Consider the following 24855-nt stretch of genomic DNA (forward strand, 5'->3'; position numbering starts at 1 on the left):
GGCGATAAAAGGATCTGATATGTTAATGCGTTTTGTTTCGGTCGTTTTGGTGCTCTTGTCTGCGGCCTGTGCGGCCCCGACGCGCGATCTGGCCGAAGAGACTGTGCCCATTGGGAATTTTAGATTGGGACAAATGGTGCCACGTGCCGAGGCGCAATTGGCCAAAGGCCCGCTGTCACGCAGCGCCAGCCGTGAGGAATGGATGCAGGCCCTGGACCTGGCCTTTAAAGAGCGCTTCTCCAGATTTGAAGGCGGATCCTATTACCACCTGGGCATCACGGCGGGCGGATATGTCTTGGCCAAGCCGGGCATTCCATTTTTTGCCGCGCCGAAGTCTATCTTGATTTTCACAGTCATCGTGGTTGAGGATCATACGGGCAAAGTCCTCACAGAGGAGCCGCATCAAATAACGGTGATTGAACGGCTCACCGGTGGATCCATTTTGGGTTCGGGCTTCACCCGCAGCCGCGCGCAGCAAATGCAAGATCTCGCCGAGCAAGCCGCAAGAAAAACCGAAGAATGGCTGCGCACACAGCCTTGGTTTGACGGACCCGATACCATTGTCATTTTACCCGATGAAGCGCCTGAGAGCTCGGGTCAAATCACCAGCGAGTGAACGCGGGTTTGACGGCTTTGCAACAAGGGTCTTGATTTTCGCCGCACTCTCCAATATTTGCCCGGCCATATCACAATCGCGGGCCCCGTGCCCCCTTTAACATATAAGGCTGCCCACCCATGGCTAAGGAAAAGTTTGAACGCTCGAAACCCCACGTTAACATCGGCACGATTGGTCACGTTGACCATGGTAAGACAACCTTGACAGCTGCGATCACCAAGCAATTTGGTGATTTTAAAGCCTATGACGAGATTGACGGCGCGCCGGAAGAGAAGGCCCGTGGTATTACGATTTCGACTGCGCATGTTGAATATGAAACAGAGACCCGCCACTACGCGCATGTTGATTGCCCTGGCCACGCTGACTATGTGAAAAACATGATCACCGGTGCGGCGCAGATGGATGGTGCGATCTTGGTTGTGAACGCGGCCGATGGCCCGATGCCACAGACCCGTGAGCACATTTTGCTCGGCCGTCAGGTTGGCATTCCTTACATGGTTGTTTACATGAACAAAGTTGACCAAGTTGACGACGACGAGTTGCTCGAATTGGTTGAAATGGAAATCCGTGAGCTGCTGTCCAGCTACGAATATCCTGGCGATGATATCCCTGTGATTGCCGGCTCTGCTTTGGCCGCTTTGGAAGATCGCGACGCGGCTATTGGCTCTGAGTCCATCGCAAAATTGATGGCGGCTGTGGATGAGTATATCCCAACACCGGCGCGTGCGGTTGACCAGCCTTTCTTGCTGCCGATCGAGGATGTGTTCTCAATCTCCGGCCGTGGTACAGTTGTAACTGGCCGTATTGAGCGCGGTGTGATCAATGTGGGCGAAGAGATTGAAATCGTCGGCATCCGTGACACATCGAAAACTGTCTGCACAGGCGTTGAAATGTTCCGCAAACTGCTCGATCGCGGTGAAGCTGGCGACAACGTAGGTGTTCTGCTGCGCGGCATCGACCGCAATGGCGTTGAGCGCGGTCAGATCCTGTGTAAGCCAGGTTCTGTGAAGCCTCACACGAAGTTTGAAGCCGAAGCCTATATTCTGACCAAAGAAGAAGGTGGCCGTCACACGCCATTCTTCGCCAACTACCGTCCACAGTTCTACTTCCGGACCACCGATGTGACCGGCACAGTTGTTCTGCCTTCGGGTACTGAAATGGTGATGCCAGGTGATAACCTCAAATTCGACGTTGAGCTGATCGCCCCAATCGCCATGGAAACCGGCCTGCGCTTCGCCATCCGCGAAGGCGGCCGCACCGTCGGCGCCGGTGTCGTATCCAAAATCAACGAGTAATTCTGTTTTGGATTTATGGTATTAGGGCGGCCCTCGGGCCGCCCTTTTTGGTGGCACCTCGCGTGCAAGACATTGTGGAAAAATCTACATTTCACGCTCAGATCCCGCAATCGGCCCCTTGCAATGGCGCGCATTTATGCGTAATCACCCTCTCAGTTGCAGGGGTTTAGCTCAGTTGGTAGAGCATCGGTCTCCAAAACCGAGGGTCGTGGGTTCGAGTCCCTCAGCCCCTGCCAGTTTTCCACCAAGGTTTTAGATATTGCTTCACGTGAGGCCTGTATAAAACATGCTCTAAAACGCATTTGTCAGCCCAATGAACATATCATGACTGCGGACGCGGAACATTTCGATATTGGCGTCACGATCAAGAAATGTGTAATTGAGCGAAGGGGTTAGGCCAAAATAGCTCACATTCGGGTTGCTCAGGTTCAATGAAATTTTGCGTTCGTGGACCCGCCTTTTTTCTGGGAAGGTGATCTCCAGCTCTTTCCATTTTGCATAGGAAAGTGAGACATTAACGTTCAGAATGTAGGGCGATGCTTGAAAAATTGGGCGCCATCCCAGATCGATTTTCAGCTCTTGATTGCCCACATCCACTGCATCGGAAAATCGGTTTGTATAGCCAAGCCCAAGATTGAACTGATGAGAGGCGCTGGCCGGCCAATAGTGGCGCAAGCTGGTTTTCAGCACCCGGCTGTCTTTGCCATCTGGTCGGGTGATGATATCGGCGCCAAGGTTCCAATCGCGTAGGGCGGTTTGCCGGGGGTTTTGCGGATCTCGAAGAGCATAGCGGCGCGACCAAGTTGAAGAAAATATATGCGATTCGAGGGCGTTGAATTGGTGAACGGCTGTGAAGGCTTGCGTCAAAGTGGTCTGGTGTTGCGCGGCAGGCGTCAATGTCAGCCTATGATTGAAGCTCAATGAGCTGCGATTGAAACGCGGCTCATTATAAACATCGGCGGACAGATTGAGGCTCGTGCTCTGCGTGCCAAATTGGGTCTTGGGCAGGGTGTAGCTCAATCCGCTCCAGAGCCGGAGGCCGGACCCGCTGCGTTGTGGTTCACTTGCCGTCCAAGGAATGGTTTGCAACGTTCCCGTGAGTGGGTTGATCGAGGTATGTGTGGTTGAATAGGAAATCTTGTTGATATTGCTGGAGGGGGCAATGCCCAGACCCCCAGAAATTTTAACCGCTAAGCCCGCTTGGATCTGTTGCAAAAGGCGGGTGACCATGAGCCGCTCGTTGCGCTGTGTGCTGAGGTCCACGGCGCGGCGCAGGTGAAACATGGCCCGCCGCGGTTGGCCCAGGCCGTGCAGCGCGAGGGCCTTTAGGATGCGGGGACCCGCCAGCTTGGGCGCCAATCTCTGCGCGCGCGTGGCAGCTGTGCGCGCGTCTTGGAATTGCCTTAACTCCACATGAGCCCGAGCAGCGATCATAGCGCTGTCGAAGGGATGGGTTGCTGCAAGATCCTCGGCCTGCGCCAAAGCCAACTCAAATTGACGGGTTTGAAGGGCAATGCGTGCTGTGGTCAAATCCGCCAGCAGGGGTGAGGACAGCATGCAAACCACTGTCGCAAAAATGGTCACGACGCAGCAGCGGCGCAGAATGGAAAACGTCATGAAATGGCCTAAAATAAAAACGAATGTAAAATGGTAGTTTGTGAAAGATATTAAGTTATTCTAACGATTTTTTCAGAATTTGAAATCAGATTTATATGCCTTGGCCAGAGTTTCCGGCCAAGGCAAATTTTTGTGCGATGGTTGGCCTGTGCCGGGCTATTGTGCGGCGCCAAGTCGGGTTTCAGCCATTTCCACCCACCAGGAGCATCCAGCCGGAATGGCCTCGTCATTGAAGTTATATTCTGGATGATGCACGCTGGCGCCATCGCCGTTGCCCATAAGAATATATGCGCCAGGGCGTTCTTCAAGCATATAGGAAAAGTCTTCACCCCCCATGACCAGAGGCGCAAAATCGCAATCCCCTGCGACCTTCGCGGCGGCCTCGGCGGCGAATTTGGTTTCAGCTTCATGATTGACTGTGGCTGGGTAGCCCTCGGTATAGGTAATATGCGCCATGCCGCCAAAGACGGCTGCGGTATGGGTGCAAATTTCATGAATTCGGTCGCGCCCCAATGCCCGCATTTCAGGGATCAAAGTTCGTACAGTGCCGCGCAAGGTCACCGACTGCGGGATGACGTTGAAGGCTTTGGACGAGCTTTCAAATGACGTCACCGACACAACGATTTGCTCCACAGGATCGGCGTTTCGGGCGGCTATGGTTTGTAAGGCGGTGACGCATTGTGCGGCCATAACGATAGAATCGACTGTTTCATTGGGTTTGGCCGCATGGCCGCCCTTGCCCTCGATGACAATTTCAAACGTGTCAGTTGCGGCAAAGAACGGACCGGGGCGAATGGCGAAAGTGCCAATGGGCCGGCCGGGCCAATTGTGCATGCCGTAGACTTCATCGATGCCAAACCGCTCCATCATGCCGTCTTTGCACATTTCAAGCCCGCCGCCGCCGCCTTCTTCGGCCGGCTGAAAGATCACCGCAACGGTTCCATCAAAATTGCGTGTTTCGGCGAGATATTTTGCAGCTCCCAGAAGCATGGCGGTGTGGCCATCATGGCCGCAGGCATGCATCACACCGGGGGTTTTGGAGGCATAGGGCAATCCGGTGGCCTCTTCTATCGGCAGCGCGTCCATATCTGCGCGCAGGCCCACAACTTTCCCTTGGCTGTCCGAGCGCCCTTTGATCAGCGCCACAACGCCCGTGCGGCCGATGCCTGTGACGATCTCATCACAGCCAAATTCTGCGAGTCGATCGGCGACAAATTGCGATGTGCGGTGGGTCTCGAACAAAAGCTCGGGATTTTCGTGAATGTCACGCCGCCAAGCGGTAATCTCGGGCAGCAGTTCTGAAAAACGGTTGCGAATGGCCATAGGGCACCTCTGGTTTACGAGTTAAGAATATAATGCTCGCCGCCCAAATGCGTGTATTCTGTTGGGCCGGGATCATAATCGAGCGGGTGAATAGGGGAGGGGATTGGCTTACTTTCAAAGTCAGCCTGCAGGGTTCTTTGCCGCGGGTCTGCGACCGGCACCGCGGCCATAAGTGTTTTGGTGTAATCATGTCTTGGGTCTTCGAAGACCTCTTGGCGCGTGCCGATCTCGACAATCCGCCCCAGATACATGACCGCAACGTGATGGCTCACGCGCTCAACTACGGCCATATCATGGCTGATAAAGAGCATCGAGATGCCGAGCTCGGCCTGCAGCTCTAGCATAAGGTTCAAGACCTGCGCTTGAACCGAGACATCCAGTGCACTGACGGCCTCATCGGCAATCAGCAGTTTCGGGTTGAGGGCCAAAGCGCGGGCAATGGCGATGCGTTGGCGTTGACCGCCGGAAAGCTCATGGGGAAAGCGGCGCATGAAGGCGCGGGGCAATTCGACCCTATCGAATAACCCTGCCACGCGGTCCATCAGTTCAGAGCCCTGAGCCATATTGTAGTTTTTCATCGGTTCAGCGACTTGATCGGCGAGGGTCATTTGGGGATTCAATGAGGCAAAAGGATCCTGAAAGACCATCTGCATATCCCGCCTTGCCTCGCGAAGGCCGGCCGAATCCAGCGCCAAAATATCCCTATCGCCGAGCTTGATGGAGCCTGATTGCGGCTCTTCTAGGCGTAAAATTGAGCGGCCACAGGTCGATTTTCCGGATCCTGACTCGCCAACCAAGCTGAGGGTGGCGCCTTTCTTGATCGAAAACGAGACATTCTCTAAAGCATGTACCCGCGCCACAGTGCGGCGAAAGAAGCCTCCTTTGACGTTAAAGCGCGTGGTTAAATTGCGCACATCAAGCAAGACCTCCTCGGTGGGTGGGACAGAGCCGATGAGCGATTTTTCTGGCTGGCCAATCAAGCTCAAGGGTTTCGGCGTGGGCTGGCCGCGCATTTCGCCCAGCTTGGGCACTGCGGCGAGTAAGTTTTGTGTGTAGCGGTGTTGTGGATTTTCGAAGATATCTTCGACGAGGCCTTCTTCGACCTTCTCACCACGAAACATCACCACAACGCGGTCGGCCATCTGTGCAACCACGGCCATATCATGGGTTATGAACATGACGGCGGTGCCGGTGTCCTTTTTCAACTTGTTCATCAACCCAAGAATTTCCGCTTGGATGGTCACATCCAGGGCGGTGGTTGGCTCATCGGCAATCAAGAGCCGCGGCTCGCAGGCGAGTGCCATGGCGATGACCACCCTTTGGCGCATACCGCCGGATAATTCATGGGGATATTGGCCCAACCGGCGTTCTGGTTCGGGGATTCGCACTTGCCGCAACAGGTCAATTGCCCGGCTGCGGGCGGCGGCCTTGCTCAGACCCATATGCAGCCGCAGACCTTCCATGAGTTGCCGTCCAATGGTGAAGACCGGATTCAGGGAGGTCATGGGTTCTTGGAAAATCATGCCAATCTCGCGGCCCCGAATGGCGCGCATGTCATTGGGGTTCATCGTCCGCAGATCAACCTGCCCGGCGGCGCCGCGGTCGAACAATAAGCGCCCATCCGAAATTTCTCCGCCGCCATATTCCACAAGGCGCATGAGGCTGAGGGATGACACAGACTTGCCGGAACCGCTTTCGCCTACGATGGCCACAGTCTCGCCAGCGGCAATGTCAAAGCTTACCCCTTTTACGGCTTCGACCGGCCCATCTTGAGTTTGAAACTCCACTTTCAAGTTTTCAAAACGCGCAATCGGATGATCTAGCATCATAGCCTCTTCAGGTGATCGGTTATATTTTCAAAGGATTACACACAAACTTGCCAGCTGTGTATTGGCTCCCACTGGGGTTACTCTGCGTTTGGCACTGTCACTTGTCTAGTTAAAAAATACTTGATTTTTCGGTCAAGCCGGTTGTTCATGACTCTACGATGGGGATGCGGAGTGTGTTTTCTAGCCAAGTTCGACAAGAATTTTGCTCAAGATTTGAAAATGCGTTTTGAAAAAATTCCCGCAGATGCGATTAATCAGGGAGAGAAACATGAAACATATTGCACTCATGTTCGGATCAGCGGCGCTGGTCGGGATGAGCACAATGGCGGTGGCCGGTGGCCATGAAGCCCGTGGAAGAGACGGCGAAGTTAAGATCATCTATTGGCAAGCGCCATCGATTCTTAATCCATTTTTGTCTGGTGGCACAAAGGATGTGGAAGCGGCATCTTTGGTGATTGAGCCATTGGCGCGCTATAATGAGAAAGGCGAATTGGTGCCTTGGCTCGCGGACAGTGTTCCGACCGTAGCCAATGGTGGCGTGAGCGCAGATCTCACCTCCATCACCTGGAACATCACGCCCGGCATTATGTGGTCCGACGGCACGCCCTTCACCTCTGCGGATGTGAAGTTCACTTATGACTATTGCACTGATCCCGATGGTGGCTGTGCGCAGGTGACAAAATTCAATGGCGTCAGCTCTGTTGAAACACCGGATGCACTGACCGTTGTTGTGAATTTTGAACAGCAAACACCCTTCCCCTACGGACCCTTCGTGGGCGGCGAAAGCCCAATTTTGCAAGCGGCGCAATTTGCCGATTGTGTGGGCGCAAAGGCATCAGAATGCACGGAAGAGAACTTTAACCCCGTCGGCACCGGGGCTTACGTTGTTGATGAATTCCGTCCCAATGACGTGATTGTTCTGTCAGCGAATGACAACTACCGCGAGGCGGGCAAGCCAGCCTTTGCCAAAGTCACCTTCAAAGGCGGCGGCGATGCGGCGGCCGCGGGTCGCTCGGTTATGGAAACTGGCGAATATGACTATGCTTGGAACCTGCAATTGGCACCGGATGTGATTGCGCAAATGGAAGCTGCTGGTAAAGGCACGCCTGTGGCTGGCTTTGGTCCTTTGGTCGAGCGCATCATGCTCAACCACACCAACCCAGATCCATCGCTAGGCCCGGATGAGCGTGCGGTGATCCGTCCGCATCCATTCCTGCAAGATCCTGCGGTCTATAAAGCCTTGTCTTTGGCGATTGATCGGGAGCTTCTGGTTGAAATCGGCTATGGCAAAGCGGGCAAAGTGACTTGTAACTGGGTGCCGGCACCAGCGGCGGTGAATTCCGACACCTTCGATTGCTCGACCCAAGATATCGCCGGTGCAAATGCGATGCTTGATGCGGCTGGTATTGTAGATACCGATGGCGATGGTGTGCGCGAAAAAGACGGCGTGCCGCTGCGCATGACCTATCAAACCTCCACAAATGCTGTGCGTCAGGACTTCCAAGCTCTGATCAAACAGTGGTGGAGCGAGATTGGGGTTGACGTAGAATTGCGCAATATCAGCGCCTCTGTCTTCTTTGGCGGCGACCCTGGGTCACCTGATACATTCCAAAAATTCTATGCAGATTTGGAAATGTACGCCAATACCTTCAACGGTACAGATCCTCAGTCCTATCTGGCGAACCTTCTGTGTGACAAAGCGCCATCGCCCGCCTCACAATGGCAGGGTGAGAATATCTCGCGCTTCTGTTCGGCAGAGTATGACGCCTTGCACGCGCAATTGGCCACAACGGCCGATGCCGGCGAGCGCGCCTCCATTGCCCGCCAGCTGAACGATATGGCCGTCTCCGAAGGCGCGATGATCCCACTGGTTCATCGGGGCCGCTTGTCTGCCCATTCCAACACTCTGGGTGGTGTTGTCTTGAATGTTTGGGACAGCGAACTTTGGAATGCTGCCGATTGGCATCGTCTGAAGTAAATTTTGCGGCGCCCTGCCCGAGGGGTGGGGCGCCGATTTTGAAGACTGTCATCAAGAAAATGAGCTAAATCGCCGATGCTAACATTTACCATTCGACGTCTTGTCCTAGCGATTCCGACGCTTTTGTTCATTTCCCTCGTGATCTTTTTGTTGCTGCAATTGGCCCCCGGAGATCCGATGGCGCAGGTGCCTTTGACCGTGCCGCCCGAGGTCAAGCAACAGATGCGCGAGGCGCTTGGCCTCGGCCAGCCGATCCATATTCAGTATTTCAAATGGATCATTCAGTTTTTTTGGATAGAGCCGCTCAATGGGATTGATGCGCTTTTCGGTACGGGCTTGGCCGAAGGACAGCTTAGAGTGATCTCCTGGCAGACCCGCTCGCCGGTGATTGACATCGTGATCCAGCGCTTGCCCCAGACGCTTTGGGTTGTGGGTGTGGCCTATGTGGTGGGCATTCTCATTGCCCTGCCGATTGGAATAATCTCGGCTTACCGGCAATATTCCATCTTTGACCAAGCCGGGACATTCATCACGATGATCGGCTTTTCCGTGCCGCCATTTTTTTCCGGTGTCTTGGTGATTGTGATCTTTTCGGTGCAGCTGGGCTGGTTCCCGTCGATCTATGACACGATGCATGTGGTCGATGATTGGGCCAGTTTTAAAGTGCAGATTTGGCAGATGTTCCTGCCCGTCATGGTTCTTGCTTTGCAGATCACCAGCCAGATCAGCCGCTTCATGCGCGCCTCCATGCTCGACAACCTCAGCCATGACTATGTGCGCACCGCACGCGCCAAAGGGTTGAGCGAAGCCACGGTGGTCTTGGTGCATGTTCTGCGCAATTCGATGATCCCAGTGGTGACGGTGATTGCCCTTGGGGTGCCGTCGATTTTTGGCGGTGCGATCATCACCGAACAGGTTTTCAAAGTGAATGGCATTGGCCAATTGCTCATCACGGCCATTCAGGCCAATGACCTGCCGATGGTGCAAACTTTGACCTTCATCTTCGCGATTTTAATCGTGCTGTTCAATTTGATTGCCGATGTGCTCTATGGCCTTTTAGACCCAAGGATCCGCTATGACTGAGATATCCGATCCCCTCGACATCGACCGCCCGCCGTCCAATCGTTGGGCAGAGGTTTGGCGGCAATTTCGCGCCCATAAGGGCGCGATGGCCGGAGCTGTGATCTTTGGATTAATCATTGCCGGGGTGTTTCTCGGGCCTTTTATCTATCCGCATGACCCGCAATACCTGCCCTCTGGCCGTGATTTTATCACCCTGCGGGACACGCGGCCGATCTATGTTGCGCTCTGGGACCCGAGCGCGAAGGTGAATTGGCACTATGTGCTGGGCACAGACAATCTGGGCCGGGACAATTTGGCCCGGTTTCTATCCGGGGGGCGGGTGTCAATTTCCGTGGGCTTGACCGCGATGATTTTGTCGATTGTTCTTGGCACTTTCGTTGGGCTGATTGCAGGTTTCTTCCGGCTTTTTGACGGCCCTTTGATGCGCCTGACCGATCTGTTTTTGGCCCTGCCCATTTTGCCTTTGATCTTGGTGGCCTCTGTGCTGTTTCGAGAGAGCCTGGCGCTGTCGCTTGGACCCGAGATGGGCACGTTCCTGTTGATCGTCGGTTTGATTGGCCTGACCAGCTGGATGCAGACGGCGCGTATTGTGCGGGGCGATGTTTTGGCCCTCAAAGAGCGGGAATTCATCCTTGCGGCCCGTTCGATTGGCACCACACCGCGCAATCTGATTTTGAATCACATCCTGCCCAATGTCATGTCACCGATCTTAGTCTCCGCCACCCTGGGAATCGCCACGGCCATCATTACTGAAAGTGCTTTGTCCTTTTTGGGCTTCGGTTTTCCCCCCGATTTCCCGACCTGGGGCAAATTGCTCAATGACGCGGTGGACCGGATGACGCTCTATCCCGAACGCGTCATATGGCCGGGGACATTAATCTCATTGACGGTTCTAAGTGTGAATTATCTTGGAGATGGCCTCAGGGATGCTCTGGATCCACGCAGCCGCAGCCGCTAGACTATTGGCAAAGGCCGCCTGCGTCGCACCGTGAGGGGTTGTCATTCAGTGTCATTGGGTAAATGGGGTGTAGACCTGCCGAAGTGATAAGGGATCAAATATGTCGACCATCGTCTCCGTTCAAAATGTTCGCAAAACCTATGACGGTGGGTTTGAAGCCTTGAAGGGCGCGAGCCTGGATATTCAGGAGGGGGAAATCATCGCCCTGCTCGGCCCGAATGGGGCCGGGAAGACGACCTTGATTTCCACGATTTGCGGTATCTCTAGCCTGACATCGGGACGCATAACAGTTGCCGGCATGGATATCGGCCTTTGCTATCGCAAGGTGCGCGCGATGATTGGCTTGGTGCCGCAAGAAATCGCCCTTGAGCCGTTTGAGACTGTGATCAATTCGGTGCGCTTTTCACGAGGGTTATTCGGCAAGGCGAAGAATGAAGCCTACCTTGATGAAATTCTCAAAACGCTTTCCTTGTTCGACAAGAAAGACTCCAAAGTTATCGCGCTCTCCGGTGGGATGAAGCGCCGGGTCTTGATCGCCAAGGCCTTAGCCCATGAACCAAAGGTCCTGTTTTTGGATGAGCCAACCGCTGGCGTGGATGTGGAGCTGCGCAAAGATATGTGGAACACGGTGGCCAAGCTCAAAGGGCAGGGCGTCACCATCATTTTGACCACCCATTACATCGAGGAGGCAGAGGCGATTGCTGACCGTATCGCCGTGATCAACGGGGGTGAAATCCTCTTGGTTGAAGATAAAGCCGCATTGATGGCGCGTATGGGCAAAAAGCAAATTCGCATTGAACTTCTGGAGCCTGTGCAAGCGATCCCGATCAAGCTGGCCCCCTATGGGCTGGAGCTGGCGCCCGATGGCGGTGGCCTCACCTATACCTACGATGTCAACGCTGAGCGCACTGGCATTACCGGCTTGCTCAATGATTTGCAGGCCACCGGTCTGCAAATGCGAGATGTGCAAACCCAGCAATCGAGCCTGGAAGATATTTTCGTCGATTTGGTTCAGGAGGATGGGGCATGAATTTTCAAGCAATCGCGGCGATCTACACATTTGAGATGGCGCGCTTTTTTCGAACGCTTAAGCAATCCTTCATCTCTCCCGTGCTGTCGACCAGCCTCTATTTCGTCGTCTTCGGTACCGCCATTGGCAGCCGAATGGAGGCGGTGGATGGCGTGGACTATGGGGCGTTTATTGTGCCGGGCCTGATCATGCTCTCGGTCATGACACAATCAATTTCAAATGCCAGTTTTGGAATTTATTTCCCAAAATTTATCGGGACGATTTATGAGCTGCTGTCAGCGCCGGTGAATTTCCTGGAGATTGTCATCGGTTATGTGGGGGCCGCGGCGACAAAGAGCCTATTTATCGGGTTGGTCATTCTTGGAACAGCCTATCTTTTTGTCGATTTGGATATCCAACACCCCATCGCGATGATGAGCTTTTTGCTCCTAACCTGCCTGTCGTTCTCGCTCTTGGGTTTTATCATCGGAATTTGGGCGGGGAACTTTGAGCAGCTCAATCTGGTGCCAATGCTGGTGGTGACACCTTTGGTATTTCTGGGCGGATCCTTTTACTCGATCTCAATGCTTCCAGAAATTTGGCAAACCGTCACCCTGTTTAACCCGGTCGTCTATCTCATATCTGGGTTTCGCTGGGCGTTCTTTGGAACAGCGGATGTGGCGATTGGCATCAGCCTTGGGGCAATTGGCCTGTTTACGCTCGCTTGTATGGGCTTCATTTGGTGGATTTTCAAAACTGGATGGCGCATTCGCAGCTAAATTTTGCCGCTTGCCTTGTTCCAGGGCGAGAGGTGTCTTATCTGGCATGTATGAAACTGAAAAATCCCTTTCGCTGTGACGTCAATACCGTCTGTGTTGTGCGTTTGAACGGTATGATCTCCACGGGCCGCGGTCTTAATGATGCCGGTCTGGCCCCTGTGTTGCAAAAAGCCTTTGCAAAGAAACCCGCCGCAGTGGCTTTGTCGATCAATTCACCAGGCGGCAGCCCGGTGCAATCGTCGTTGATCGGCGCGCGCATCCGGCGATTGGCCCAAGAGTTTGAAACGCCGGTCTATGCTTTTGTGGAAGATGTGGCCGCCTCTGGTGGCTATTGGCTGGCGGCCAGTGCCGATGAGATTTATATTGATGCCTCTTCCGTGGTTGGGTCCATCGGCGTGATTTCATCTGGATTTGGCTTGAACCAATTTATCGAAAGACATGGGATTGAACGCCGTGTCCATACGGCGGGCAGCTCGAAATCCATGCTCGATCCCTTCCAACCGCAGAAAAAAGCGGATGTGACCCGGTTGAAATCCATACTTGATGGGGTCCATCAGACCTTTAAAGATCATATTATTGACCGGCGCGGCGCAAAACTGGCCGAGCGTGATCTGTTTACCGGTGAGATATGGATCGGACAAAAGGCAATTGATGATGGTCTTGCCGATGCCATTGGTCACCTGGTGCCGACGATGAAGGAAAAATTTGGCGAAAAAACCCGCTTTCGGGTTTTGGGTCAAAAGAAGCCTCTGCTGTCCCGATTTGGCATGTCTCTTTTGAGCGATGTCACCCATAGCATTGAGGAACGCGCCGCCTTTGCCCGTTTTGGGATGTAGGGAATGTTGGTTAAAGCTGTCACCTTCTTTTTGATCGCCATTGCCATTTTGGCGATGTTTGGGCGCTTGCGGTTTCCCGGACAAACGCGATTGAAGAACGCAAAATGCGGCAAATGTGGGCGTTATTCTATTGGAAAAGGCCCCTGTTCCTGTGGCCATATTGGTCATCGCAAAGGATAGAAATTGGCTTGGATTTTTGTGGCTTTGGGTCTGGTCACCCTCTTGTTGGCTGGAGATTTTTTGGTGCGCGGCGCTGTCAATTTGGCGCTGCGTCTTGGGATCTCTGCACTGCTGGTGAGTTTGACCGTGGTGGCGTTTGGGACTTCAGCGCCTGAGCTCTTGATTGTTTTGTCTGCTATGGCCGATGGCGCATCGGGCTTGGCGATGGGCAATGTGATCGGCTCGAATACCGCAAATATTTTGCTGGTTTTGGGCCTGCCGGCTCTGATCGCCGGGCTGCATACAGCCGATTTTTTCCCGAAGAAATCATTTTTGCTGATGATCCTGGCCACGGTTTTGTTCATCGGGCTGGCCTTCTTTGGGCCGTTTACATGGTGGCATGGCGGCATTTTATTGGCGGTTTTGTTGAGCATTCTATGGGACCAGGGACGCAGCGCGCAGCGAGACAGACAAGCGGCGAAAACCGCAGCGCTGGTGGCCGTTGAGGAGGACGGGCTCGAGGGCGTGGATCCCACAATGCCGGGATGGAAAATTGCGCTGTATTTGATGTTTGGCCTTGTGGGGCTTCCCATTGGTGCGCAGGTTTTGGTGGTCAATGCGGAACTTATCGCCAAAGATTACGGTGTGCCAGAGACCGCCATTGGTTTGACGTTGATTGCCGTTGGAACTTCTTTGCCTGAGCTGGCCACGACCACAATTGCGGCGTTTCGGCGGCAAGGCGATGTGGCTTTGGGGAATGTCATCGGGTCAAATATGTTTAATTTGCTGGCAATCATCGGGATTGCAGCTTTTGTTGCGCCGATCCCGGTCGATGCGGCCTTCCTACGGTTTGACCTTTGGATCATGCTTGCCGCGTCACTTCTGTTGTTCCCCATGGTGTTTTTCAAGATAAATTTCACGCGGATGTGGGGCGCGGGCTTGACGCTGCTGTATATGGCATATCTCTTTGTGGTACTGCTCTGAGGAGGGATCACATGCGTGCATTGGTAACTGGTGGGGCCATTCGGTTGGGCCGCGAAATGGCCTTGTATCTGGCGGAGCAAGGCTATGACGTGGCTGTCCATTACGCGCAATCTGACGCGGCGGCCTTGCAGACCTGTGCGCAGATCACAGCATTGGGACGTAAGTCTGTTGCACTACAGGCCGATTTATTGAGCGATGCCGGCTCACAGCCCTTGGTTGCGCGCGCCGCGGAGGCGCTTGGCGGTCCGCTGACTGTCTTGGTCAATAATGCTTCGATTTTTGAGCATGACACGCTTGAGACCGCGACCCGGTCCAGTTGGGACCGGCATATTGAAAGCAATCTGCGCGCGCCCTTTGTGCTGACGCAGGAATTTGCCAAGCAAGTGCCGCAGGCGCAAGAGGATGCGGCCGGTGAGCCGATCGCCTCGGGGCTGGTGATCAATATGCTCGATCAAAGAGTGCGCAAACTGACGCCAGATTTTGCCAGCTATACGGTGGCAAAAATGGGTCTTTGGGCCTTAACCCAAACTGCGGCAAGAGGGCTGGCGCCGCATGTGCGTGTAAATGCAATTGGACCTGGCCCCACGATGCAAGGGGTGCGGCAATCGGATCAACACTTTACACGGCAACGTGCGGCCACGGTTTTAGGGCGTGGCTCGAATCCCAGCGATATTACCGCCGCTTTGGGGTATTTTTTGAACGCGCCGGCGGTTTCTGGACAGTTGCTTTGCGTAGATGGTGGGCAGCATTTGGCCTGGCAAACGCCGGATGTTTTGGGCCTTGATTGAGAAATTATGAGTAAAGTTGTGCACTTGTGATCCGCTTGATGGCCGGAAATTGGAAAAAGTAAATAATTACAAAAACTTGCCAAATATACTAATTTTTTTCATTTAATTACAAGCCATTATTTATGTGCATGGAAATTGTGCAGTTTCGGGATTCACCTTCGAAACATGGGTTTCACGCACTGATTTCCAATTTACCCTCAGACTTATCCACAGAAAATGTGGATGGGTTATTTCTTGCAGCCAGCGTTATTTCGATGCAGCCGCTTCGCGAATCGCATAGAGCTAAAGTCGTAATGACAGATGATACACCGCCTTTGACGGGCCACGATCTGATTGCTGATTATTTGACCCGCCTAGATGGCTCGCCGGGCGTCTATCGCATGCTCGATCGAGAGAGCCGCGTGCTTTATGTTGGCAAGGCTAAAAGCCTCAAAAATCGCGTGTCGAGTTATGCCAGACCGCAGGGACATTCGGCCCGCATCAGCCGCATGATCAGCGAAACCACCAGTATGATGTTTTTGACCACCAAGACCGAAACCGAAGCGCTCTTGTTGGAACAAAATTTGATCAAACAGCTTAAGCCAAAATATAATGTGCTTTTGCGAGATGATAAATCTTTTCCAAATATTTTGGTCAGCCGGGAACATGGGTTTCCACAAATCAAAAAACATCGCGGGGCGAAAACGGAGAAAGGTACTTATTACGGCCCTTTCGCCAGCGCGGGCGCGGTCAACCGGACGCTGAATCAATTGCAGCGTTTCTTTTTGCTGCGCGATTGTTCTGACAGCCAGTTTGACACACGCACGCGGCCCTGTTTGCAATATCAAATCAAGCGTTGCTGTGCGCCCTGCGTTGGTTATGTCACCGCAGAGGACTATGCGGTTTTGGTCAGAGATGCGGAGCGATTTTTAGGCGGAAAATCCAAGCATATTCAGGCAGAGCTTGCGCAAGAGATGCAGACGGCCTCTGAGTCTATGGAATTTGAACGGGCCGCCGCCCTGCGCGACCGCATCAAAGCGATGACCCAAGTGCAAACAGCGCAAGGGATCAATCCGCAGAGCGTGCCAGAGGCGGATGTGATTGCGGTGCATATGGAGGGCGGGCAGGCCTGCGTTCAGGTCTTCTTTATTCGGGGCAATCAAAACTGGGGCAATCGCGATTACTATCCAAGGGTTGGGGGCGATGTCTCGATCACTGAGGTGATGCAGGCCTTTGTGGGGCAATTTTATTCGGATCGTGAGCCGCCGCGTGTGATCTTACTGTCTGATGCAATTGAAGATCCTGAATTGATGGCCGAGGCGCTGAGTGGAAAACTGGGCCGAAGGGTTCAGATTTCCGTGCCGCAGCGCGGGGAAAAACTGGATCTGGTGGCAGGTGCGCAGCGTAACGCTCGTGAGAGCTTGGCGCGGCGCATGTCGGAGAAAGCCTCGCAGATGAAGTTGCTCCAAGGATTGGCAGAGGCATTTGAACTGCCTGAGGTACCGCGCCGCATTGAGGTCTATGACAACAGCCACATCCAAGGCGCCCACGCGGTTGGGGCGATGATTGTGGCGGGTGCGGAAGGTCTGCTCAAGTCACAGTACCGAAAATTTAATATCAAGGGTGATGATCTCACGCCTGGTGATGATTTTGGCATGATGAAAGAAGTTCTCGGCCGCCGCTTCAAACGGCTTTTGAAAGAAGATCCCGAGCGCAAATCTGAGGCTTGGCCGGATTTGCTGTTGATCGACGGCGGGGCGGGACAAGTGAGCGCTGTGCGCGAGATCATGCGGGAGTGGGGTGTGGAAAATATCGCCATGATCGGTGTGGCCAAGGGCGTTGACCGCGATGCAGGCAAGGAAGAATTCTATCGCACCGGCAAACCTGTCATGGCGCTGCGGCATAATGATCCTGTTTTGTATTTCGTGCAGCGTTTGCGCGATGAGGCACACCGTTTTGCCATCGGCACACACCGCGCCAAACGCGCTAAAGCCAATTTGAAAAGTCCCTTGGATGATATTGATGGCATCGGTCCCAAACGCAAAAAAGCGCTGCTGGCACATTTTGGCTCGGCTAAGGCTGTCATGCGGGCCAATTTGGTGGATCTCAAAGCTGTTGATGGGGTGTCAGATGCGATGGCGGAGCAGATCTTTAACCATTTCCAACCCTAGGTTGAGGCTCCGAACGCCGTGCGCGCAATGCCTCGGACGGTTTGCGCGTGCAAAAAACTATGATGGAATGCGCAGAATCCCTTCGATACCACTGGCACGCAGATTCGAACCCGGTTAAGTTTCCCGGTATGTGGAGTTTGCCAAATATATTGACTGTGATCCGATTGGTCGCTGCGCCTATGGTGGCTGTGATGTTTTTGTATTTCACGCGTCCCTATGCCGATTGGGCCGCGCTGGTGCTATTTGTTGGTGCGGCGCTGACCGATTGGGTTGATGGCTACCTGGCGCGTGCTTGGAAACAAGAAAGCAAGATAGGCGCCATGTTGGATCCGATTGCCGATAAGGCGATGGTTGTGATCGCACTATTGGTTTTGGCCAGCGTCTTCGGTTTGGATGCCGTGATTCTTCTGCCCGCCGCATTGATCGTGTTCCGCGAAGTTTTTGTGTCTGGTTTGCGTGAATTTTTGGGCGATGTGGCCGGTACCTTGAAGGTCACAAAACTCGCCAAGTGGAAAACCACCGTGCAGATGTTGGCGATTGCTTTGCTTTTTGCCGTGGGAATTTTTGAGCATTATCTGGTGATGGGCACAGCGGGCATGGACGGTGAGATTGTCTCTGGAATTTTGGATGCCACACTCGAAGATCCGTCGCATTTGCGGCTGATCTACCATGGCATGTATGTCACTTGGTACAGCGGTCTGGCCTTGCTTTGGATCGCGGCTGCTTTGACGATCATCACAGGAGCTGATTATTTCCGCAAAGCCCTGCCGCATTTGCGAGATTGAACGTCATGAAATTGGATATTCTCTATTTTGCCTGGGTGCGCGAACGGGTCGGCCACAGCCAAGAGACCTATGAGACTTCTGCCGCAACGGTCGCCGATCTGATCGCCGAGCTTGTGGCGCGGGATGCCGGATATGCCGCGGCCTTTGCAGATTTATCTGCGATTTGTGTTGCGGTGGATCAAGAGCTTTGTGATTTTACCACCCCGCTTGTTGATTGCCGCGAAGTGGCGTTCTTTCCACCCATGACGGGAGGTTGAGATGTCGGCACGGGTGCAAGAGGCCGCGTTTGACTTTGCGGCGGAAGTGACCGCGTTTCAATCGACGTTAACCCGGTCCGGGGCGGTGGTCAGCTTCACTGGTGTGGTGCGTGATGACACGGGCAGTCTCGATCATATGTTCATTGAACACTACCCTGGCATGACCCATGCTGCGCTTCAAAAATTTGCCGATCAAGCAGTTGAGAAGTTTGGATTGGAAAAAGCTTTGGTCATCCATCGCTATGGGCGGTTGCAGCCCGGTGAGGCGATCATGATGGTGGCCACAGCTGCAGCTCACCGTAAAGATGCCTTTGCGGGTGCCGATTATCTCATGGACTATCTCAAATCTCGCGCGCCATTTTGGAAAAAAGAACTGTCTAAAGAGTCGGCCACTTGGGTGGCAGCCAAAGATCAAGACGAAGCTGCCCTGGCCGCATGGAGCTCTGAGGGCGCCGCGAAAGAGAGCTGAGCGCGGGGGCTATCCGCCAGAGTTTTGCCGTTCAATATAACTGCGCAATTCCTCGGCTTCCGTCCTTGCGACACGCAGACCTTCCATTGCCGCGCCGAGCTCCGCTTCGGTTTGTGACAATTTATTGCTCATTTCGGCTTCACGCTGCTCCATATAGGCGATGGCCTTGTCGCGCATGTCTTCGGCCTCATGCACCGATTGGGCCAATTTATCCAATTCGCCAATATCGGATTGGCTGACGCGGCTAAAGCGATGAACCAGCCAATTCGCGAACCATCCCAAGCAAAATGCTACAAAGAGGATGATTGCGATTGTGACGATAAACTCGGTTCTATTCATTGCTGGTCTCCTCAGCGGTGGCCGTATCGGATGTTTCGGACTGCGTTTCTGGCGCCTCAAGAGTGGCAGGCGTCACAAGGCTAAACTCAATGCGCCGGTTGGCTTCTCGGCCCTCTTCGGTACCGTTATCGGCGATGGGTTGGGTTTCCCCATAGCCTTCTGCTGTTAAGGACTTGAGTTTGACACGGGCGCCACGCAAAGCCGTGAGCACGGCCTCCGCGCGGCCCTTGCTGAGGTTGAGGTTCATTTCCTCACGCCCTTGGCTGTCGGTATGGCCGCCGATCTCAATGGGAGCTTCGAGGCAACGCTCAAACACCTCTGCAATGGCTTGCACCGTGTCGCGGCTGTCGCCGTCAAGGGTGGCAGAGCCTGGCTCGAATTTGATTTTATTTTGACTGGCCAAGTCGGTGATTTCGGCCACACATTCCGCACCGTTCAACATCCGGGCCAGAGGGTCCAGCTCTTCTAGGTAGGTCACCTCGAGCTCAAACTCCGCCCCATCGCCGAGGCGATCAATTAAAATTTGCGCAATATCGGTTTTTGCCGAGCGGCGGCCTGTCAACCCAGTGATGTCAATGGCATTGGGAGAGACTGTGGCAATACCAGAGTTGAGTTTGCTGAGACCCGCCAAACTTGCCAAGCTGCGCACCATCCAACCTTCGGGCAGATTGTCTTGCAGCTTGGTTGATAGGTAAACATCCTCACTTCCAAAAACCGCATAGGCAAAGGTCTGCAGAGTCCGTTGCGCGCGGGGGCTGATGACGGGCCCGCGAATTTGTACCTGGCCCTCGGGTGAGAGGGTGGCGACCATTTCCGGGATGGCCGCGTCATCTTCTGGGGTTTCAGGGGCGACCAATAGGATGGGATTGAGCGCAAAGACCTCTGGTAAATCGCCGTCCAGCCGGCTGGTGATCGTGTCAAACAGGGTTGGATCAGTTCCGGCCGGGGCGGTGAGCGTTACATCGGCATCGCTCAGGGTTACAGATCCGCCGCCCAGTTTGGCAAGGGCCGCAATGGCCTGTGTTGCCGCCTTGCTCCACAGCGGGGACGGCACACCAAGACCCTGCCGGCAGATGGCCTCTTCGGCCAGGCCCGCCGCCTTTGCCGCGGCCAGAATCTGCACGGCGGCTTCCGGGCTGTCTGCGCTGCAGGCGTCGAAGGAAGCGCCATCGGCGGTGATGCGAAACCGTAATGTGAAGGGGGTGATCACCGGGCGCGGCGCACTGATGTCAATCTTTGAGGTGATATCGGCAGGGGCGCGGCGGGTCAGCTCCTCCAAAAGCTTGGATTTTTGCGCTTCGGACTCGCCAATGGCTTCAATTTCAACTTGTGTCTCGCCAATTGAAATCTTCGAGCGTTCCAATCGCTCCAAAGCCAAAAGACCATAGGATATGACCGAGGACCAGGCATCCGGCACCGGATAATCTGCGGTTTCGAGAAAATCGGCTACGGGTAAATCGCCGGCGATGCGCGCGACTCGGTCTTTGAAATTCGCATTATCAGCTTTGGTGGGAACCAATCCGATCAGAGAAATACTTTTGTCATTGCGCAATATTTCGACAGAAAATTTGGGCGCAACGGGTGGGCGGCTGTCGGTGATGGTGAAATTATCAATCACCCGCGCGGCTTCAACGATCTGCCCCGCTGCGGCCAAGGCCTTAAAACGCAGGGCCTCAGAGGCGGCTTCGCCTTCCAACACGACCTTTAACCCATCGGTTTGTACGCTGGCCCAGTCAAAGCCTTCCAAGGCCAGGCGTTTCTCGACGGCCGTGGCCGAGCTATTTTCAATCCAAGACACAGTGAGGCCCGCGGCAAAATATGCCCCAACGCCTGCAGCTGCGAAGGCAAGTGCAGATAAAATCACTGGAATAATGCGCATCAATTTTTCCTACGTTCCCGAAGCCTTCTAGAACGGGACCGCCGTGGGATCAATCACAGCATAACAGTGACGGCGAAAAACAGCACAGGGATCAGGCCCGCCTCCCGATTCGCGCGAAACAGCTGGAGCAGCAAGGGCACATTGTCGATATCGAGCTGACGCATTTGCCAAAGCATATGGGCCGCAAACCCTGCTGTGCCCATTTGGGCGATGATCATTTGTGCCGGGCTGGCGGCACGGAGGGCGACATAGATTGCCAGCGCCATCAAACCAGCGCTCAGAACGGCAAAGGCGCGCAGCCATTGCGGGCTGCTTTTCCCAAACAGGCGCGCAGTAGATTTCACGCCAATCAGCGCGTCATCCTCTGTGTCTTGATGTGCATAGATCGTGTCATAAAACAGGGTCCAGGCAATGCCGGCAAGATATAGAAGCACGGCGGGCCAATCCAATCGGCCACTATGGGCCACCCATCCCAGCAAAGCGCCCCAATTAAATGCCAGGCCGAGAAACACCTGCGGCCACCAGGTGAACCGCTTGGCAAAGGGGTAAATCGCAACAAAGCCAAGACTGGCAACGCCAATCAGAACTGCAGGCATGCCAAAGCTGATCAGAATGCAAAATGCAATGAGCGCCTGGGCCACCATCCAAAGCAGCGCGCCGCGCACCGTAACCTGCCCCGATGGAAGAGGGCGCGAGCGGGTGCGGGCGACCTGGGCATCAAATTTTCGGTCGGTGATGTCATTCCATGTGCACCCCGCGCCGCGCATTAACCAGGCGCCGGCGCCGCAGCCAACGATCAACCACAAGTCCCAGCTCTGGAAATCTCCCACCTGGAGCGCCGCCAAAAGGATGCCCCAAATACAGGGGATATATAGCAGCCAAGTGCCGATGGGACGGTCGGCTCGGGACAGGCGCAAATAGGGGCGGCTGGCCTCTGGCGCATGGCGATCGACCCAATTATCTTTTACCGCATCGGCAACTTGCCCCTCTGGTGATTTGCCCGATTGCGTCATATCCTATGCTCCATGGCTTCAGTTATTCGACTCTATGTAAATCACCCGCTGGGGGCGGGGCAATCGGTTCCTTTGAGCCGCGAGCAATCTCATTACCTTTTCGGTGTGATGCGCAAAGGCGTGGGCGAGGTTCTTGAACTGTTCAACGGTCACGACGGTGAGTGGTTGGGGCGTGTGGTGCAGGCTGGTAAACGCAATGGCATCTTGCTTTGTGAACGCCAGTCCAAGCCGATGCAGCTGCCGCCTGATCTGTGGCTGATCTTCGCGCCCATCAAAAAGGCGCGCACGGATTTCATCGTCGAAAAAGCCACAGAGATGGGCGCGGCGCAGATCCTGCCGGTGCAGAGTGATTTTACCAATTCTGAGCGCATTCGCCAAGATCGCTTGCAAAATCATGCCGTGGAGGCTGCCGAGCAATGCGGTGGCACCTATGTGCCTGTGGTGCATGAGCTGCAAAAACTCTCGAAGCTGCTGGACGGGTGGGACGTGCAGCGCCAGATCATGTTTTGTGATGAAACCCGCTTGGGATCCGGTGAGGCCTTGCCATCTCTCGCGGGTCCTTGGGCGGTTTTGATCGGACCGGAGGGGGGATTTAGCCCAGCCGAACGGCGGCGGCTCAATGAGATGCCCGAGGCGCATGGGGTGTCGCTCGGTCCCAGGATTTTGCGTGCGGATACGGCCGCAGTGGCGGCATTGACCCTGTGGCAGAGTGCTTTGGGGGATTGGCAATGAGCTTTATCCGTCCCGAAGCACTTCGCAGTTTGCGAAAATATCGGGGATTTATCTTTGCCGGATTGGTCCTGACGACCGGGCTGATGATCGTGGTCAGCAGCTTTGGCACGACCCGGCTTGCAGGCGCGGTGATCGCCGTTATGGGCGCATTGATCGGCCATGACGCCTATCGCCGCTTCAAATTCCCTGCAGGCCAAGGCGGGGCTGGGGTGGTGGAGGTCGATGAACGGCAAGTGAGCTATTTGGCCGCTGGTACGGGCCGCTCCATATCACTCGACACTCTGGAGCGCATTGAGTTGCATCGCAACATGCGCGGCCGCACCACTTGGGTCTTTTTTGGCCCAGAGGGGATGCTGTCTGTGCCGGGAGATGCAGAGGGCACGGGCAAGCTCTTTGATGCTTTGGTGGCCCTGCCTGGGGTGAATTATGCCCAAGCGGAGGCCGCCAGTCAGGGGCGCGGCCCGGATTTATTTCTCATCTGGCAACGCAATCGCCGGAAACTTCATTAACCCTGTCTTGACTTGCCCTGTGTGAGGGGCCACCTGTGAAGGGTAAACATTACGAAAAGCGGAGTCTCCCCTATGTCTATTCCACAATCTGGCGGAGGCCCGATCGAAAGCTTTGACCAATTGGCCTTGTTGCTTGAAAAGGGCAATAAACCGAAAAGCGATTGGCGCATTGGCACGGAACATGAAAAATTTGGCTATTGCAAAGACACGCTGGCGCCCTTGCCCTATGAGGGCGAGCGCTCTGTGCTCTCTATTTTGCAAGGGCTACGCGATCAGTTTAACTGGGCGCCAGTCGAGGAAAATGGCTATCTCATCGGATTGACGAAAGACGGCGCCAATGTGAGCCTTGAGCCGGGCGGCGCGCTAGAGCTTTCGGGGGCTCCGCTTGAAACCATTCATGAAACCTGTGACGAGGTGAATGTGCACCTGCGTGAGGTGAAGGAAATCGCCGATAAAATTGGTGTTGGCTTCATCGGCCTTGGCGCCGCGCCTATCTGGAAGCATGAAGACGTGAGCTTGATGCCAAAGGGCCGGTATCAGTTGATGGACGCCTATATGGGCAAGGTTGGCACAATGGGCCGCACGATGATGCGGCGCACCTGTACAGTGCAGGTTAATCTCGATTTTGCCTCAGAGGCGGATATGGTGCAAAAATTTCGCGTGGCTCTGGCTCTGCAGCCGGTCGCGACCGCGCTTTTTGCCAATTCTCCCTTCTTTGAGGGTCAGCTGAATGGCCATAAATCCTGGCGCGCGCGGGTCTGGCGGGATTTGGATGCAGACCGCACAGGGATGCTGCCCTTTGTGTTTGAAGATGGGATGGGATTTCAGCGCTATGTGGACTATGCCTTAGATGTGCCGATGTATTTTGTCTATCGTGATGGAAAATATATCAATGCCTTAGGCCAATCTTTCCGCGACTTCCTCAAAGGTAAATTGCCTGCGCTGCCTGGCGAAGTGCCCACGCTCAGCGATTGGGCCGATCATCTGACGACCATCTTCCCGGAAGCGCGGATCAAGCAATTCATGGAAATGCGCGGCGCGGATGGTGGGCCATGGCGACGTCTTTGCGCGTTGCCAGCCTTTTGGGTTGGGCTGTTGTACGATCAAACTGCGCTGGATGCGGCTTGGGATTTGGTCAAAGGCATGGATGCGCAAACCCGTGATGAATTGCGGATTGCGGCCTCCGTCGATGGGCTGCAAGCCGAGGCTGGCGGGGTCAAAATGATGGATCTGGCCCGGCAAGCAGTGGCGATTTCACATGCAGGCCTCACCGCGCGTGGGCGCAGTGGGGCAGGTGGGCTTGTGCCAGATGAAACCCATTTTTTAAATGCGCTGCAAGACAGTCTTGAGACCGGCCAAACCCCTGCCGATGAGCTTTTGGCGCGCTACCATAGCGATTGGCAAGGGGATTTGACCCGGATTTACGCAGATTATTCCTACTGAAGACCTCTGCATAACCCAGCCGCGA

Annotated in this window: 23 protein-coding genes and 1 tRNA gene; 18 read left to right on the forward strand and 6 right to left on the reverse strand. The window is 54.6% G+C overall.

The window, feature by feature from the left end; all coding sequences use genetic code 11:
• The first annotated feature begins 19 nt into the window (after positions 1–19).
• The 3 genes from RCA23_RS02755 to RCA23_RS02765 all read left to right on the forward strand — a co-directional run bounded on the left by RCA23_RS02755 (position 20) and on the right by RCA23_RS02765 (position 2147).
• Entirely contained in the window at positions 20–616 is a 597-nt protein-coding gene (locus RCA23_RS02755; protein WP_044051212.1) for a hypothetical protein, read from the forward strand.
• A gap of 119 nt (positions 617–735) precedes the next feature.
• A complete protein-coding gene (gene tuf, locus RCA23_RS02760) occupies positions 736–1911 on the forward strand; it encodes an elongation factor Tu (protein ID WP_044048960.1) in 1176 nt (391 codons plus the stop codon).
• Positions 1912–2071: 160 nt separating this feature from the next.
• Positions 2072–2147: transfer RNA gene (locus RCA23_RS02765), tRNA-Trp, on the forward strand.
• A gap of 55 nt (positions 2148–2202) precedes the next feature.
• Here RCA23_RS02765 and RCA23_RS02770 read toward each other — a convergent pair.
• The 3 genes from RCA23_RS02770 to RCA23_RS02780 form a co-directional block, all read right to left on the reverse strand.
• On the reverse strand, positions 2203–3528 hold the full coding sequence (locus tag RCA23_RS02770) for a surface lipoprotein assembly modifier (RefSeq protein ID WP_044048962.1): 1326 nt from the start codon (positions 3526–3528) through the stop codon (positions 2203–2205).
• A gap of 156 nt (positions 3529–3684) precedes the next feature.
• The gene (locus RCA23_RS02775; RefSeq protein WP_044048964.1) at positions 3685–4851 is read right to left on the reverse strand and encodes a M20 aminoacylase family protein; all 1167 of its coding nucleotides are present in this window, start codon (positions 4849–4851) and stop codon (positions 3685–3687) included.
• A gap of 14 nt (positions 4852–4865) precedes the next feature.
• On the reverse strand, positions 4866–6677 hold the full coding sequence (locus tag RCA23_RS02780) for a dipeptide ABC transporter ATP-binding protein (RefSeq protein ID WP_044051213.1): 1812 nt from the start codon (positions 6675–6677) through the stop codon (positions 4866–4868).
• A 271-nt stretch (positions 6678–6948) separates the two neighbouring features.
• Between RCA23_RS02780 and RCA23_RS02785 the strand changes: the two genes are divergently transcribed.
• The 12 genes from RCA23_RS02785 (at position 6949) to RCA23_RS02845 (ending at position 18915) form a co-directional block, all read left to right on the forward strand.
• Positions 6949–8658 carry a peptide ABC transporter substrate-binding protein gene (locus tag RCA23_RS02785; RefSeq protein WP_044048965.1) on the forward strand — a complete coding sequence of 570 codons (1710 nt, stop codon included), beginning with the start codon at positions 6949–6951 and terminating at the stop codon, positions 8656–8658.
• A 75-nt stretch (positions 8659–8733) separates the two neighbouring features.
• Positions 8734–9741 carry an ABC transporter permease gene (locus RCA23_RS02790; protein ID WP_044048967.1) on the forward strand — a complete coding sequence of 336 codons (1008 nt, stop codon included), beginning with the start codon at positions 8734–8736 and terminating at the stop codon, positions 9739–9741.
• On the forward strand, positions 9734–10699 hold the full coding sequence (locus tag RCA23_RS02795) for an ABC transporter permease (RefSeq protein ID WP_044048968.1): 966 nt from the start codon (positions 9734–9736) through the stop codon (positions 10697–10699). The genes RCA23_RS02790 and RCA23_RS02795 overlap by 8 nt, the downstream gene beginning before the upstream one ends.
• Before the next feature lie 100 nt (positions 10700–10799).
• Complete coding sequence (locus RCA23_RS02800) at positions 10800–11729, forward strand: ABC transporter ATP-binding protein (RefSeq protein ID WP_044048970.1); 930 nt, start codon at positions 10800–10802, stop codon at positions 11727–11729.
• Positions 11726–12487 carry an ABC transporter permease gene (locus RCA23_RS02805; RefSeq protein WP_044048971.1) on the forward strand — a complete coding sequence of 254 codons (762 nt, stop codon included), beginning with the start codon at positions 11726–11728 and terminating at the stop codon, positions 12485–12487. The genes RCA23_RS02800 and RCA23_RS02805 overlap by 4 nt, the downstream gene beginning before the upstream one ends.
• A gap of 50 nt (positions 12488–12537) precedes the next feature.
• Positions 12538–13323: a S49 family peptidase gene (locus RCA23_RS02810; protein ID WP_044051214.1), complete on the forward strand. Its 786-nt coding sequence runs from the start codon at positions 12538–12540 to the stop codon at positions 13321–13323.
• 183 nt (positions 13324–13506) lie between these two features.
• A complete protein-coding gene (locus tag RCA23_RS02820; RefSeq protein ID WP_044048974.1) occupies positions 13507–14466 on the forward strand; it encodes a calcium/sodium antiporter in 960 nt (319 codons plus the stop codon).
• Positions 14467–14477: 11 nt separating this feature from the next.
• Positions 14478–15254 carry an SDR family oxidoreductase gene (locus RCA23_RS02825; RefSeq protein WP_044048976.1) on the forward strand — a complete coding sequence of 259 codons (777 nt, stop codon included), beginning with the start codon at positions 14478–14480 and terminating at the stop codon, positions 15252–15254.
• Between the two features lie 293 nt (positions 15255–15547).
• The gene (gene uvrC, locus RCA23_RS02830; protein ID WP_044048977.1) at positions 15548–17404 is read left to right on the forward strand and encodes an excinuclease ABC subunit UvrC; all 1857 of its coding nucleotides are present in this window, start codon (positions 15548–15550) and stop codon (positions 17402–17404) included.
• A gap of 128 nt (positions 17405–17532) precedes the next feature.
• A complete protein-coding gene (gene pgsA / locus RCA23_RS02835) occupies positions 17533–18189 on the forward strand; it encodes a CDP-diacylglycerol--glycerol-3-phosphate 3-phosphatidyltransferase (RefSeq protein ID WP_044048979.1) in 657 nt (218 codons plus the stop codon).
• 11 nt (positions 18190–18200) lie between these two features.
• The gene (gene moaD, locus RCA23_RS02840) at positions 18201–18446 is read left to right on the forward strand and encodes a molybdopterin converting factor subunit 1 (RefSeq protein ID WP_044051215.1); all 246 of its coding nucleotides are present in this window, start codon (positions 18201–18203) and stop codon (positions 18444–18446) included.
• 1 nt (position 18447) lies between these two features.
• Positions 18448–18915: a molybdenum cofactor biosynthesis protein MoaE gene (locus tag RCA23_RS02845; RefSeq protein WP_044048980.1), complete on the forward strand. Its 468-nt coding sequence runs from the start codon at positions 18448–18450 to the stop codon at positions 18913–18915.
• Positions 18916–18924: 9 nt separating this feature from the next.
• Here RCA23_RS02845 and RCA23_RS02850 read toward each other — a convergent pair whose 3' ends face one another.
• From RCA23_RS02850 to ubiA, 3 genes are read right to left on the reverse strand one after another with little or no spacing between them, the layout of a single operon-like run.
• Positions 18925–19254, reverse strand: coding sequence for a hypothetical protein (locus tag RCA23_RS02850; protein ID WP_044048981.1), 330 nt, complete (start codon positions 19252–19254; stop codon positions 18925–18927).
• On the reverse strand, positions 19247–21133 hold the full coding sequence (locus RCA23_RS02855; RefSeq protein WP_044048983.1) for an OmpA family protein: 1887 nt from the start codon (positions 21131–21133) through the stop codon (positions 19247–19249). Before RCA23_RS02855 ends, RCA23_RS02850 begins: the two co-directional genes overlap by 8 nt.
• Positions 21134–21186: 53 nt before the next feature.
• On the reverse strand, positions 21187–22146 hold the full coding sequence (ubiA, locus tag RCA23_RS02860; RefSeq protein ID WP_044048984.1) for a 4-hydroxybenzoate octaprenyltransferase: 960 nt from the start codon (positions 22144–22146) through the stop codon (positions 21187–21189).
• A 12-nt stretch (positions 22147–22158) separates the two neighbouring features.
• Between ubiA and RCA23_RS02865 the strand changes: the two genes are divergently transcribed.
• The 3 genes from RCA23_RS02865 to RCA23_RS02875 all read left to right on the forward strand — a co-directional run bounded on the left by RCA23_RS02865 (position 22159) and on the right by RCA23_RS02875 (position 24830).
• A complete protein-coding gene (locus RCA23_RS02865; RefSeq protein WP_044048986.1) occupies positions 22159–22878 on the forward strand; it encodes a 16S rRNA (uracil(1498)-N(3))-methyltransferase in 720 nt (239 codons plus the stop codon).
• Positions 22875–23387 (forward strand): hypothetical protein, encoded by a 513-nt coding sequence (locus RCA23_RS02870; protein WP_044048988.1) that lies wholly within the window; start codon positions 22875–22877, stop codon positions 23385–23387. Before RCA23_RS02865 ends, RCA23_RS02870 begins: the two co-directional genes overlap by 4 nt.
• Before the next feature lie 72 nt (positions 23388–23459).
• On the forward strand, positions 23460–24830 hold the full coding sequence (locus RCA23_RS02875; protein WP_044048989.1) for a glutamate--cysteine ligase: 1371 nt from the start codon (positions 23460–23462) through the stop codon (positions 24828–24830).
• The last annotated feature ends 25 nt before the right edge of the window (positions 24831–24855 follow it).

The sequence above is a fragment of the Planktomarina temperata RCA23 genome, from assembly GCF_000738435.1.
GTDB classification, from domain to species: Bacteria; Pseudomonadota; Alphaproteobacteria; order Rhodobacterales; family Rhodobacteraceae; genus Planktomarina; species Planktomarina temperata.